Origin of the sequence: Nonomuraea sp. NPDC005501, from assembly GCF_040605905.1 — a bacterium.
In the GTDB taxonomy this organism is placed as follows: domain Bacteria; phylum Actinomycetota; class Actinomycetes; order Streptosporangiales; family Streptosporangiaceae; genus Nonomuraea.
This window is the reverse complement of sequence record NZ_JBEXDT010000088.1, coordinates 1-12,621: the sequence shown is the minus strand read 5'-3', so window position 1 is coordinate 12,621 and position 12,621 is coordinate 1. Positions and strand designations below refer to the sequence as shown.

11 protein-coding genes are annotated in these 12,621 nt (G+C 72.6%); 6 read left to right on the top strand and 5 right to left on the bottom strand.

Annotated elements, in window-relative coordinates:
* Positions 1–56: 56 nt before the first annotated feature.
* Positions 57–1,136 carry a peptidase gene (locus tag ABZS51_RS33040; RefSeq protein ID WP_355449351.1) on the bottom strand — a complete coding sequence of 360 codons (1,080 nt, stop codon included), beginning with the start codon at positions 1,134–1,136 and terminating at the stop codon, positions 57–59.
* Between the two features lie 195 nt (positions 1,137–1,331).
* On the opposite strand from ABZS51_RS33040, the gene dxr reads away from it, so the two are divergent.
* From dxr to ABZS51_RS33020, 4 genes are all read left to right on the top strand, one after another.
* Positions 1,332–2,522, top strand: a complete 1,191-nt coding sequence (gene dxr, locus ABZS51_RS33035; RefSeq protein ID WP_355449348.1) for a 1-deoxy-D-xylulose-5-phosphate reductoisomerase — start codon at positions 1,332–1,334, stop codon at positions 2,520–2,522.
* A 41-nt stretch (positions 2,523–2,563) separates the two neighbouring features.
* On the top strand, positions 2,564–3,730 hold the full coding sequence (gene ispG, locus ABZS51_RS33030) for a flavodoxin-dependent (E)-4-hydroxy-3-methylbut-2-enyl-diphosphate synthase (RefSeq protein WP_310716606.1): 1,167 nt from the start codon (positions 2,564–2,566) through the stop codon (positions 3,728–3,730).
* A gap of 118 nt (positions 3,731–3,848) precedes the next feature.
* Entirely contained in the window at positions 3,849–5,555 is a 1,707-nt protein-coding gene (locus ABZS51_RS33025) for an alpha/beta hydrolase (RefSeq protein WP_355449345.1), read from the top strand.
* 36 nt (positions 5,556–5,591) lie between these two features.
* Positions 5,592–6,434, top strand: coding sequence for a GNAT family N-acetyltransferase (locus ABZS51_RS33020; protein WP_310716635.1), 843 nt, complete (start codon positions 5,592–5,594; stop codon positions 6,432–6,434).
* 39 nt (positions 6,435–6,473) lie between these two features.
* On the opposite strand, the gene ABZS51_RS33015 is transcribed toward ABZS51_RS33020, so the two are convergent.
* The 4 genes from ABZS51_RS33015 to ABZS51_RS33000 all read right to left on the bottom strand — a co-directional run bounded on the left by ABZS51_RS33015 (position 6,474) and on the right by ABZS51_RS33000 (position 9,906).
* Positions 6,474–6,869 carry a DUF3037 domain-containing protein gene (locus tag ABZS51_RS33015; protein WP_355449342.1) on the bottom strand — a complete coding sequence of 132 codons (396 nt, stop codon included), beginning with the start codon at positions 6,867–6,869 and terminating at the stop codon, positions 6,474–6,476.
* Positions 6,866–7,675: a HipA family kinase gene (locus ABZS51_RS33010; protein ID WP_355449339.1), complete on the bottom strand. Its 810-nt coding sequence runs from the start codon at positions 7,673–7,675 to the stop codon at positions 6,866–6,868. Before ABZS51_RS33010 ends, ABZS51_RS33015 begins: the two co-directional genes overlap by 4 nt.
* A gap of 114 nt (positions 7,676–7,789) precedes the next feature.
* Positions 7,790–8,662, bottom strand: coding sequence for a TIGR03619 family F420-dependent LLM class oxidoreductase (locus ABZS51_RS33005; protein ID WP_355449336.1), 873 nt, complete (start codon positions 8,660–8,662; stop codon positions 7,790–7,792).
* The gene (locus ABZS51_RS33000) at positions 8,659–9,906 is read right to left on the bottom strand and encodes an LLM class flavin-dependent oxidoreductase (protein WP_355449333.1); all 1,248 of its coding nucleotides are present in this window, start codon (positions 9,904–9,906) and stop codon (positions 8,659–8,661) included. Before ABZS51_RS33000 ends, ABZS51_RS33005 begins: the two co-directional genes overlap by 4 nt.
* Positions 9,907–9,999: 93 nt before the next feature.
* Between ABZS51_RS33000 and ABZS51_RS32995 the strand changes: the two genes are divergently transcribed.
* Positions 10,000–10,827, top strand: coding sequence for an LLM class F420-dependent oxidoreductase (locus tag ABZS51_RS32995; RefSeq protein WP_355449330.1), 828 nt, complete (start codon positions 10,000–10,002; stop codon positions 10,825–10,827).
* 195 nt (positions 10,828–11,022) lie between these two features.
* Positions 11,023–12,612 carry a protein kinase gene (locus ABZS51_RS32990; protein ID WP_355449328.1) on the top strand — a complete coding sequence of 530 codons (1,590 nt, stop codon included), beginning with the start codon at positions 11,023–11,025 and terminating at the stop codon, positions 12,610–12,612.
* The last annotated feature ends 9 nt before the right edge of the window (positions 12,613–12,621 follow it).

The window sequence follows — 12,621 nt, the reverse complement described above, 5'->3', positions numbered from 1 at the left end:
GGCAACCGAGTGTGCACTACGTCATGTGGTCTTGTGACTACATCCGGTGAAAAGCTTCACAGCGCGTTGGTGGTCTGCGCCGCCTGGTAAAGGGCCTGGGCCTCGTTCCCGAAGAACGGACCCATCATGACGTTCGGGGCGAAGTTGTACTTGAAGCTGTTGACGGAGTTGAGCCAGCCGAGGCCGGTCGACTCGTCGAAGCCCCGGAACCACGGGCCGCCGCTGGAACCCCCGGTCATCCGGCAGGCCAGCCCCAGGTCGCGCGTCATGACGGTGTCGTCGAACGTGCGCCCGCTGCAGTAGATCAGCGCCGAGCCGTCGAACGGCGCCGCCGCCGGGAAGCCGAAGGCGAACGTCTGGCGCCCTCTGGGCTGGTTGAACGCCACGCCCTGGCCGCCCACGGCGTCCACCAGCGCGCGGCCCTGCAGCGGCGCCACCACGGCGGCGCCGATGTCGAAGTTGATGTCCTCGCGGGCGTTCCACTGCTGGGTGGTCAGCAGCCTGGTGGCCACCCAGGTGCCGAAGGGCCGGCGGCCGTTGTCGAAGCCCGGGACGAACACCCAGTTGCGGTGGGCGGCGCCGTCCATCTTCACGCAGTGCCCGGCGGTCATCACGACGCTCTTGTTGGCGCTGGTCACGGCCGTGCCGGAGCAGGAGGCGTTGCCGCCGCCGGCGGTGGTGAAGAAGACCCGGCCGACCGTGCGCACGACGGCGCCGCCGTCGGTCCAGCGCAGCCCGGTGCTGTCGGGCGCCTGCGCCTGCCGCCGCGCGGCCACGGTCGTGACGCGTAGCGGGCCGCGCTGGGGGAGGGCCGCCGAGGCGCCGCGCGTGGCCCAGGGACTGCCCTGCGTCGGGCCGCCGGAGCGGGTGGTGCGCCGGGGCGCGGGCGCGTCGAGGGGCCGCGCCGCCAGCATGCGCTGCGACGTCCAGTACCGCAGGACGGACGTCCGCTCGGACGAGGAGTTCGTGGTGGACCACCGGACCGGGCCGGGCTCGGCGGCGGTCCCCGAGATGACCTGTGAACCGGCGCCTGACCCGGCCCGGGACCCGGCCTGAGCCGGTGCGGTGGCCAGGGCGGCCGTCACGGTCGTCGTGGCGAGCGCGACGGCGGAGAGCAGGGCGACTCTACGGTGCATTACGTACCTCCCGAAACCGGATCTGCCATGGGGAGGTACGTGCGGGATCTCGGGTTTTTCTCAAGGTATGCGCAGACGGATATGGCTCCATTACCGTACGAATGCCGTACGGTACGGACGGTCACATATGCCACCGGTTTCCGGCGGGTCACGGCCGCGTGCCCGGGGGAGCCGGCGAGCGGGGAGAATGGACGCGTGCATGCAGAGACCCTCCGATCCGTCGTCGTTCTCGGCTCCACCGGCTCGATCGGGACCCAGGCCCTCGACGTCGTCACCGCCAACCCCGGAAGGTTCCGGGTCGCCGGTCTGGCGGCCGGGGGCGGCCGGGTCGACCTGCTCGCCCGGCAGGCCGCCGAGCTGGGCGCCGAGGTCGTCGCGGTGGCCGACGCCGCGCGTGTGCCGGAGCTGAAGGAGGCGCTGGCCGCCCTCGGCGCCGGGCCCGTGGTGCTCGGCGGCCCGGACGGGGTCGCCGAGGTGGCCGGGTGGCGGTGCGACATCGTGCTCAACGGCATCACCGGGGCGCTCGGCCTCACCTCCACGCTGGTCGCCCTGGAGGCGGGCCGCACGCTCGCGCTGGCCAACAAGGAGTCGCTGATCGTCGGCGGGCCGCTGGTCAAGCGGCTGGCCAAGCCGGGCCAGATCGTCCCCGTCGACTCCGAGCACTCGGCCTTGCAGCAGTGCCTGTGGGCCGCCGGCCCCCACGGCTACGACCCCGACGTGGTCAGGAAGCTGGTCGTCACGGCCAGCGGCGGGCCGTTCCGGGGCAGGAGCCGCGCCGAGATGGCCGACGTGACGCCTGAGATGGCGCTGGCCCACCCCACCTGGTCGATGGGCCCCATGATCACCGTCAACTCCGCCACCCTGGTCAACAAGGGGTTGGAGGTCATCGAGGCGCACCTGCTGTTCGACCTCGGGTTCGACCGGATCGACGTCGTGGTCCACCCCCAGTCGATCATCCACTCCATGGTGGAGTACGTCGACGGCTCCACCATCGCCCAGGCGAGCCCGCCCGACATGCGGCTGCCCATCGCGCTCGCCCTCGGACACCCCGGCCGCCTGGCCGGCGCCGCCCCGCCCGTCGACTGGACCAGGGCCCACACCTGGACCTTCGAGCCCCTGGACGACGAGGCGTTCCCCGCCGTCGCGCTGGCCCGCCACGTCGGCGAGGCCGGCGGCACCGCGCCCGCCGTCTACAACGCCGCCAACGAGGCGTGCCTGGAGGTGTTCCTGCGCGGGGAGCTGCCGTTCCTCGCCATCGTCGACACCGTGGCCCGGGTCGTGGCGGAGCACGAGGTCACTCCGGCCGGCTCCGTGGAGGAGGTGCTGGCCGCCGACGCCTGGGCCCGGGCCCGGGCGGCGGAGCTGGCGGCAGGGCAGTCCCGCTGACTTCCTAGACTGGACATCGTCTTCGACACCAAAGGGTTGAAATGTCTTCTGTAGCACTCGGCATACCGACGGTCCGCCCCAAGCCGCTCGCCGAACGCCGCCACTCCCGCCAGATCAGGGTCGGCGACGTGCTCGTGGGGGGCGACGCGCCGGTCTCCGTGCAGTCCATGACCACCACGGTCACCGCCGACGTCAACTCCACCCTGCAACAGATCGCCGAGCTCACGGCCTCCGGCTGCCAGATCGTCCGCGTGGCCGTGCCGTCGCAGGACGACGCCGACGCGCTGCCGATCATCGCCAGGAAGTCGCAGATCCCGGTGATCGCCGACATCCACTTCCAGCCCAAGTACGTCTTCGCCGCCATCGAGGCGGGCTGCGCGGCGGTGCGCGTCAACCCGGGCAACATCAAGAAGTTCGACGACAAGGTGGGCGAGATCGCCAAGGCGGCGGCCGACCACGGCGTGCCCATCCGCATCGGGGTCAACGCCGGCTCCCTCGACCCGCGCCTGCTCCAGAAGTACGGCAAGGCTACACCGGAGGCGCTGGTCGAGTCGGCGCTGTGGGAGTGCTCGCTGTTCGAGGAGCACGGCTTCCGCGACATCAAGATCTCGGTCAAGCACAACGACCCCGTCGTCATGATCAACGCCTACCGGCTGCTGGCCGCCAGGTGCGACTACCCCCTGCACCTGGGCGTCACCGAGGCCGGCCCCGCCTTCCAGGGCACGATCAAGTCGGCCGTCGCGTTCGGCGCGCTGCTGGCCGAGGGCATCGGCGACACGATCCGCGTCTCGCTGTCCGCGCCCCCGGTCGAGGAGGTCAAGGTCGGCACGCAGATCCTGGAGTCGCTCGGGCTGCGCGAGCGCGGCCTGGAGATCGTCTCCTGCCCGTCGTGCGGTCGCGCCCAGGTCGACGTCTACACGCTGGCCGAGCAGGTGCAGGCCGGGCTGGAGGGCATGAAGGTGCCGCTGCGCGTCGCCGTCATGGGCTGCGTCGTCAACGGGCCCGGCGAGGCGCGCGAGGCCGACCTGGGCGTGGCGTCCGGCAACGGCAAGGGCCAGATCTTCGTCAAGGGCGAGGTCATCAAGACCGTGCCGGAGTCGCAGATCGTCGAGACGCTCATCGAGGAGGCGCTGCGGCTGGCCGAGGAGATGGGCGTGGAGGTCGACCTCGACGACGACGCCCCCGGCCCGCAGGTCACCGTCGCCTGAGCTGGCCACCCCCGCTCACCTGGCAAGCGTAACGGTAAGCCATCGACTCATTACATAATGGCAAGGGTTCGGTCATGCGGCACGCCGGCCCGGTCACGGGCAGGCAGCATCTGTAGTCATGAGACGGGTGAAGCGGTGTGTCCGGGTCGTGGCGGCGGTGGTGACGCTGGCCGGTGGGGTGGTGAGCGCCGGAGGCGACCCGGCGGCGGCCGGCGAGACCCCCGCGGCCCTAACTGTGGCGTCCACCGGTACGGCCATCCAGCCCACCGGCACGGCCACCGGGTCCACCGGCACGACCGCCCGGTCCACCGGCTCGGCTGCCCCGTCCGTCGTGTGGGGAGCGTGTCCCGCCGCTGACAGGGCAGACTCCCCGGCGCAGGCCGCCACCGCGCACGGCGCCCACACCGAGTGCGGCGCCGTCCGGGTCCCCCTCGACTACCGGCAGCCCCTCGGCCGCACCCTCACGATCGCCGTCAACCGGATCCCGGCCACCGTCCCGCGCGACGGTGGCCGCTACCTCGGCACCCTGCTGGTGAACCCCGGCGGCCCGGGCGCCTCCGGGCGCAAGCTGGCCGAGTTCGTCGCCGGCGCCCTGCCCGACGAGGTCGCCGGCCGCTACGATGTCGTCGGGTTCGACCCGCGCGGCGTCGGCGGCAGCGAGCCCGCCATGCACTGCGTGGACCCCGGCACCTACTACGCCCCGCCCCGCGCCGACGCCGTGCCGCGCGACGCCGCCGACGAGGCCGTCCTGCTTGGCAGGGCCCGGCAGTACGCCGGCCGGTGCGGCGACCTGTGGGCGTGGCTGCTGCCGCACATGACCACCGCCGACGCCGCCCGCGACATCGACCGCGTCCGCGCCGCGCTCGGCGAGGAGAAGATCTCCTACCTCGGCTACTCCTACGGCACCTACCTCGGCGCCGTCTACGCCACGCTCTTCCCGGAGCGGGTGCGCCGCCTGGTCCTCGACAGCTCCGTCGACCCGGGCGCCGTCTGGTACCAGGCCAACCTCAACCAGGACGTCGCCTTCGACCGGCGGCACCGCGACTTCCTGGCCTGGGTCGCCCGGCACAACGACGTCTACCGGCTCGGCCGTACCGAGGAGCAGACCTCGTTCGCGTGGTACGCGATGCGCGCCCGGCTGCGCGAGCGCCCGGCCGGCGGCGTGGTGGGGCCGAGCGAGCTCGACGACGTCTTCACCGCCGGCGGCTACACCGACCGGCTCTGGCCCGAGCTGGCCTCCGTCTGGTCCCGGTACGTGCGGCAGGGCGACGTGCGTGGCCTGCTCGACGACTACGACCGCCTCGGCGGCCACGCCGCCGAGGACGAGAACGGCTACGCCGTCTACCTGAGCGTCCAGTGCACCGACGCGCCGTGGCCCAGCGACTGGGCCACCTGGCAGACCGACATGGCTGCCCTGCACCGCCGCGCCCCGTTCCTGACCTGGCCGAACGCCTGGTTCAACGCCCCCTGCGCGTTCTGGCCGCAGCAGGGCCGGAGCCCGGTGGACGTCCATGGACGCGCCGGCCTGCCGCCCATCCTCATGATCCAGTCCCGGGGCGACGCCGCCACGCCGTACTCGGGCGCGCTCGGCATGCTGCGCAGGTTCCCGACGGCGCGGATGGTCGTCGAGGGCGGCGGCAACCACGGCATCTCCCTGGCGGGCAACGCCTGCGTCGACCGGCACCTGACCGCCTACCTCGCCGGCGGTAAGGTGCCGGAGCGGACGGCCGCGTGTCCCGCCCTGCCGGAGCCCCAGCCGGTGGGCCGGACGGCCGTCCGGCACGCCCGCGGACAGGAAAGGCTCGCCGAGGCCCTGTCAGGATGAGCTAATCGGTGGGGCTTCGCGTAGTCTGACCATGTGATGCTGCGTACCTCGGCGTCGCGCGTGCTCGATGACAGCGACCGGGACGAGGCTCTGGCCTTGCTCGACAGCGACCCGGTCGCGAACGTCTTCGTCGCCTCCCGCGTGCGGACCGTCGGCCTCAACCAGGCGCGGCTCGGCGGGCAGATGTGGGGGTTCGGGCCGCGTGGCGGGCTCGTCTCGTTGTGTTATGCCGGCGCCAACCTGGTCCCGGTCAACGCCGGCCCGGAGGCCGTGCACGCTTTCGCCGACCGTGCGCGCAAGCAGGGACGGCGCTGCTCGTCCATCGTGGGCCCGGCCGACGCCGTCTCGCTGCTGTGGGAGCGGCTGGAGCCGTACTGGGGCAGGGCGCGGGCCATCCGGTGGGCGCAGCCGGTCATGGCCACCTCCCACAAGTCGCCCGTGCCCGCCGATCCGCTGGTGCGCCGGGTACGGCCGGAGGAGTTCGACATCGTCCTGCCGGCGTGCGTGGCGATGTTCACCGAGGAGGTCGGCGTGTCGCCCAACCTCGGCGACGGCGGCGCCCTCTACCGCACCCGCGTGTCGGAGCTGATCCGCATCGGCCGCTCGTACGCGCGCATCGAGGACGGCCGGGTGGTGTTCAAGGCCGAGATCGGCGCGGTGACCCCGTTCGCCTGCCAGGTGCAGGGCGTGTGGGTGGACCCGGAGCTGCGCGGCCAGGGCTTCGCCGTCACCGGCATGGCGGCGGTCGTCGAGGCCGCGCTGGCGTGCTTCGCGCCGGTCGTCACCCTGTACGTCAACGACTTCAACACCCCGGCCCGGGCCGTCTACCGCAGGGTCGGCTTCCACGAGGTCGACACGTTCATGTCCGTCCTTTTCTAGGGGCATGTCCGTCCTCTTCTAGAGCATGTCGGTCCTGTTCTAGAGCCGCACGAGCTTGTCGAAGAGCCGGGCCAGCTCCGTGCCGGGGTCCGCGGTGAGCCCCGCGTGGACCGGGCCGGTCTGCACGATCGTGCTGCGCGGCGCCGTCAGCCAGCGGAACCTGCCGCCGAGCGGCTCCGCGGCCAGCGGCCCCGACTGCTCGCCGCAGGCCAGCTCGTACGCGCCGAGGGCCCGCCGTACGGCGTCGGCGTCGGCGTCCGGGTCGAGGGCGTGCAAGCGCACGGTGTCCAGGTGCACCCGCGCGCACAGGTAGCCGCGCGGCTGGCAGTAGAGCAGCACGCCCGCGTTGATCTGCTCGCCGCGCTCCACCCGGGGCACGACGCGGATCACGGCGTACTCGTAGACGTCTCTCACCATGGGCTCCGTGGCGCTCATCGGCCGTCTCCCCGCCAGAACTCGCCGACCGATCCCGGCCCCGCCCGCCGTGCGGGCGGCGGCTCGTGGGTCAGCCACGCGCGGGGCCCGTGGGCGCGGCTCAGCAGGTGCTCGACGTAGGCGTCGCGGACGTCCTGGGCGGAGGCGAAGCCCGGCTCGCCGTCGAGCCACTCGTCGGGGACCAGCGCCGTGACGGTCCGCAGCAGCTCCGGCGTGATCCGCGCGGCCAGCTCGGCCCCGGCGGCCTCGACCCCGGTGGCGAAGGGGGCCAGCACGTGGTCGCCCGCGTCGAAGGGCCGTTGCGGGTCGGCGGTCTTCCAGTTGTGGTGGAACCACAGGGCCGCGCCGTGGTCGATCAGCCAGATCTCGCCGTGCCAGACGAGCAGGTTGGGGTTGCGCCAGCTCCGGTCGATGTTGTGGACGAGGCCGTCGAACCAGACGACCCGGGAGGCGAACGTCGGGTCGGGCGCCGAGGTGAGCGGCTCGAAGCCGAGCGCGCCGGGCAGGAAGTCGATCGCCAGGTTGTGGCCGGCGCTGGCCTTGAGCAGGTCCTGCACCTCCTCGTCCGGCTCCCGGACGCCGAGCTGCGGGTCGAGATCGATGATCTTGAGGTCGGGGGTTCGCAGGCCGAGCCGCCTGGCCAGCTCCGCGCAGATGATCTCGGCGACGAGGACCCGCCGGCCCTGGCCGGCCTCGCGGAACTTCACCACGTACGTGCCCAGGTCGTCGGCCTCGACGACGCCCGGCAGCGATCCGCCCTCCCGCAGCGGCGTCACGTAGCGCGTGGCCGCGATGGATTCCAGCACGGCACGAGGGTATCGCTCCGGCGGCCCGCCACGGATGTCCCCGGCGGCGCGGTGGGACGGTCGGCGCGGGTGGGACGGCCCGGGACGGCTCGGGGCCGGCCTGGGGCGGCGCGGTCAGATCTTGGCGATGACCTCCTCGGCGAAGCGCTCCATCGTGGCGATCTTGAGTTCCAGGGTCCCCTCGCCGTACCGGGCCTTCTCCTCCGGCGTGGCCAGCCACCACGGCGCGGCCATCGTCCCCGTGACGCCCTTGGCGGCGAAGCGGCGGTAGGTCGCGGCGTCGGGCATGACGGCCAGCGGCGCGATGACCTCGAAGTCGCTGCCGTCGCGGCCGTGCTCGCGCAGCAGCGCCCGCAGGTCACCCAGCACGGTGTCGAACTGCTCCTCGGTGTAGACGCGGTTGCCGATCCAGCCGTCGCCGAGCCGGGCGGCGCGGCGCAGCGCGGCCTCACTGTCCCCGCCGACGATCACGGGGACGGGCCGCCGCGGCGTGGGCGCGATCGACAGCTCGGGCAGGCCGTCCACCGTCACGGCGCGGCCCGTCCACAGCTCGCGCAGCAGCGGGATCATCGCGTCGAGCCGGCGGCCCCTCGTGTGGAAGTCCTGCCCGGTGGCCAGGAACTCCTCCTTGCACCACCCGACGCCCACCCCGAAGCTCACCCGGTCACCGGACAGTACCGCCGCCGTCGACACCTGCTTGGCCACGGTGAACAGGTCCCGGGCCGGGGCGATGTAGACGTTCGGCGAGAAGCGCAGCGTGCTCGTCACGGCGGCCATCGCCCCGATCGTCACCCACACGTCCGGCCAGTGCGTGCGCGCGTCCCAGCGCGGCCGGCCCGAGCGGGAGTAGGGGTACGGCGAGGCGAAGTCGGCGTAGAACAGGTGGTCCGACAGCGTCAGCGTGTCGAAGCCGCACCGCTCGGCCGCCCGCGCCAGCTCCAGGAACTGGCCGGTGTCCGCGAACGAGGCCCCCAGCCAGAACCTCACCGGAACTCCGGGATGACCTTGGTGGCGAACAGCTCCAGGTTGCGCTTGACCGTGTCGAGCGGCAGCACCCCCTGCTGGCCCTGCATGTACAGGCCGAACCACTCCAGGTCCGGCATCCGGTCGAGCATCCGCTGGATGCCGCGCTTGACGTCGTCGGGGGTGCCGAACAGCGCCATCTCGACGTCGTTCATCCGCTTGGCGTCGCCCTTCTCCGGCGAGATGGGCTTGTGCTTCTCGTCCTCCTTCTTGCGCAGCACCTCCAGGTAGCCGAACGGGCCGAAGAAGGCGGCGAAGTCCTTGGGGATGCTCCGGCCGAAGGTGTTGATCGCCTGCTCGGTCGTATCAGCGATACCGACGATCTTGAGGATGCCGGTGTGCTCGCCCAGCTTGTAGTCGCGGCCCTGCCGGGCGGACTCCTCCTGGTAGAGCTTGGCCTTGGCGGCGTGGTCGTCGGGGTCGGGGGTGAACATCCACGGCAGGATGTCCTCCTGCGCCGCCCTGATGACCGAACGGTCGGAGATGGTGAACGGCTGCCACAGCTCCGGGTAGGGGTTCTGGTACGGCCGGGGGCAGACCGAGACGGCCTGCACCTTGCCCTCGTCGTCCAGCTCGCCCGGGGCGCCGAAGGTCCGGGTCCACTCCTGGGCGGGCCAGCCCTCGATGCCCTCGAACGGGTACGGCACCTGGTAGTCCAGGACGTCCGACTTGTAGCGGAGCGTCTCCTGGGTCCACGCCATCTTCATGATCTTCAGCACCTCCCCGAAGACGTCGAAGTTGCGCGTGTCGGAGGCCGAGCCGTCGGAGCGGGCCGCCGCCGCGTGCCAGCGCTGGCCGAGCACGTTCATCCACCGGTTCTGGTAGCCCCGGGCCACGCCCAGCCGCAGCCGTCCCTTGCAGAACTGGTCGAGCAGTGCCACGTCCTCGGCGGCCCTGATCGGGTCCCAGGCGGGCAGCACCATGCCGAGCGGCGCGAGCAGGATGCGCTCGGTCCTGGCCGCCAGGTCGGTGAGGAACATGAGGGGGTTGACCGAGAACTCCATGCCCTCCGAGTGGAAGTGGTGCTCGGTCATCATCAGCGCGTCGAAGCCGATCTGGTCGGCGTGGACGGCGATCTCCCGCACCTCCTGCAACAGCCGCTGGTACGACTCCGTGTCCCGCCCGATGGGGCGCTTGGCCTTGGCGTTCTCCTCAGCCGCGTATCCGGAGCCTGGAATCTGCGGATTCAGGAAGATGGAAAACTTCACCGGGAGACCTCTTTCCGCGGGGCGTTTCTCTGAGCGGCAAGCTACTCTAGAAATCTTAGCCGAGCAATCGCTTGGTTGACCTAGGGAGGGCGCATGCGGCTCGGGGTCACGATGTTCACCACGGACCGGGCCATGCCGGTCCACGAGCTGGCCAGGGCGGCCGAGGAGCGCGGCTTCGCCTCCCTCTACGTGCCCGAGCACACCCACATCCCCGTCTCCCGCCGCACGCCCCCGCCCAACGGGGAGGAGGAGCTGCCCGAGTCGTACAAGCGCACCCTGGACCCGCTGGTCGCGCTCTCCTACGCCGCCGCCGTCACCGAGCGGCTGCGCGTGGGCACCGGCATCCTGCTCGCCGCCCAGCGTGACCCCGTGGTCACCGCCAAGGCCGTCGCCACCCTGGACCATCTGTCGGGAGGGCGCCTGGTGCTCGGCGTCGGCTTCGGCTGGAACGCCGAGGAGATGGCCGACCACGACGTGCCGTACGGGACGCGGCGCGAGGTGACGCGCGAGCACGTGCTGGCCATGCGGTCGCTGTGGCGTGACGAGGTGGCCTCCTACGAGGGCCGCTTCACCCGGTTCGAGCCGTCCTGGTCGTGGCCCAAGCCCGTCTCCGGCCCGCCCGTCTACATCGGCGGCGCGGCGGGGCCGACGATGTTCGCGCACGTCGCCGAGTACGCCGAGGGCTGGATGCCGATCGGCGGCAAGGGCATCAAGGCCGCCCTCCCGGCGCTGCGCGAGGCGTGCGAGAAGGCCGGCCGCCCGCCGGCCCGGGTGATCCCGTTCGGCACGCTGCCGACGCGCGAGAAGCTCGACTACTACGCGGAGCTCGGGATCGAGGAGACCGTGGCGAGCCTGCCGAGCGGGCCGGCCGATGTGGTGCTGCCCGTGCTGGACGAATATGCCCGGCTCATCGCCGCCTGACAGGCGGGATGACCGCGAGAGTGAGGGTTGTACGGCTCGGCGGTGCCATGGATGTCACCACTTCGGGAAATGTCCGGCGGCTTTCTGACCTTGAGTGTCACGGTCCGGTGGCGAAAGGCGCTGGGCCGTTGACTCTCCGCCGCCGGTTGCCTTCAGTGGAAGGTGATGTGGGGTGGCGGCGAGGGGAGGCGCCCCGTGCCAACGGCGCAGCCGCTCAGGACGGGGGACCCGCGGCGGCTCGGCTCGTACGAGCTGACCGGGCGCCTGGGCGAGGGCGGTCAGGGCGTGGTGTTCCTCGGTTCGAGGGGCGAGGAGAGTCACGGCGAGGAGAGCTCCGGCGACGAGAGCTACGGCGACGAAAGCTACGGCGAGAAGGGCGACGGCGAGGAGAGATACGCGGTCAAGCTGCTGCACGGCCCCGTGGGGGACGAGCGGGCGGCGTTCCTGCGGGAGGTGGAGCTGGCCAAGCACGTGGCCAGGTTCTGCACCGCGCAGGTCATCGAGGCCGGCTTCGACGAGGGCCGGCCGTACATCGTGAGCGAGTACGTCGACGGGCCGTCACTGCAACGGCACGTCGTGCTCACCGGGCCGCGCGGCGGCGCCGCGCTGGAACGGCTGGCGGTCAGCACCGCGACGGCGCTCGCGGCGATCCACCGGGCCGGCATCGTCCACCGCGACTTCAAGCCGCAGAACGTGCTGCTCGGCGACGACGGGCCGCGCGTCATCGACTTCGGCCTGGCGCGGGCGCTCGACGCGGCGGCCACGGTCAGCGGCAGGGGCGTCGGCACTCCCGCGTACATGGCGCCCGAGCAGATCACCGCCTCGGCGGTGACCGGGGCGGCCGACGTGTTCTCGTGGGGCGCCACCATGTGCTTCGCGGCCAACGCGGTCGCGCCGTTCGGCCAGGACTCGGTGGCGCCGGTCCTGCACCGCATCCTCACCGCGCCGCCGGAGCTGGGTCGGCTGGACGGGCGGCTGCGGGAGATCGTGGCCGCGTGCCTGGACAAGGACGCGCGCAACCGGCCGAGCAGCAGGGAGCTGCTGCTGGAGCTGCTGGGCGATGCGGACGGCGTCCCGGCGGAGGTGCTGCGCTCGCCACCGCCGCACATCCTGCGCACCCCGTCCTCGTGGCCGTCCGACCCGGCCGGCCCACGGCCCGCCTCCGGAACGGATTCCGGGCCCGCATCGGGGCCCGTGGCCGCGGCCGTGCCCGCGTACGCGCTGGCGGGTTCCGGTCCGGTCGCCCGGCCCGAGGCGACCGGCACGCCGCACGGCTACCACCTGCCGGAGGGCGCGTCCTTCCACGCCGGACGTCCACCCGGAGCGGGCGCGCAGAGCTCCGGCGGGGCGTATCCCGCGCCCGGGACGTATCACTCCGCTCTCGGCACCGGCCCGGCCGCCCGCGACAGCGAGCAGACGCGGCGCGTCGGGCAGGCGTTCAACCGGGCCGGGCTGGCGGTCTCCGCCGCCCTGCTGGTGAGCGCCGCCGTGCTCGTCACGGTGGTGGTGCCGGCGTTCCGGCACGCCGGCTTCGGGCCCGCCGCGGCCGGCCCCACGGTCATCACGACCGCCCCCGCCGGCACGATGCCCGACACGGGGCACGCGACCCCGCACAAGGAGCGGCACAGCACGGGCGCGCACGCGCAGCCCGCCACTGATCCGGCCACTGATCCGGCGTCCGTGCCCGCCGCCGAGCCCCCTTCAACGAGGTGTTCCTCGACGACGTGGTGGTGCCCGACGCGCACCGGGTCGGCGACGTCGACGACGGCTGGGGCGTCGCCGTGACGACCCTCC

What these genes read in the sequence shown, in the direction of transcription:
- ispG (WP_310716606.1), top strand. Translation starts at nt 2,564, where the DNA reads ATGTCTTCTGTAGCACTCGGCATACCGACGGTCCGCCCCAAGCCGCTC.
- ABZS51_RS33020 (WP_310716635.1), top strand. Translation starts at nt 5,592, where the DNA reads ATGCTGCGTACCTCGGCGTCGCGCGTGCTCGATGACAGCGACCGGGAC.
- ABZS51_RS33025 (WP_355449345.1), top strand. Translation starts at nt 3,849, where the DNA reads ATGAGACGGGTGAAGCGGTGTGTCCGGGTCGTGGCGGCGGTGGTGACG.
- ABZS51_RS32995 (WP_355449330.1), top strand. Translation starts at nt 10,000, where the DNA reads ATGCGGCTCGGGGTCACGATGTTCACCACGGACCGGGCCATGCCGGTC.
- ABZS51_RS33015 (WP_355449342.1), bottom strand. Translation starts at nt 6,869, where the DNA reads ATGAGCGCCACGGAGCCCATGGTGAGAGACGTCTACGAGTACGCCGTG.
- ABZS51_RS33040 (WP_355449351.1), bottom strand. Translation starts at nt 1,136, where the DNA reads ATGCACCGTAGAGTCGCCCTGCTCTCCGCCGTCGCGCTCGCCACGACG.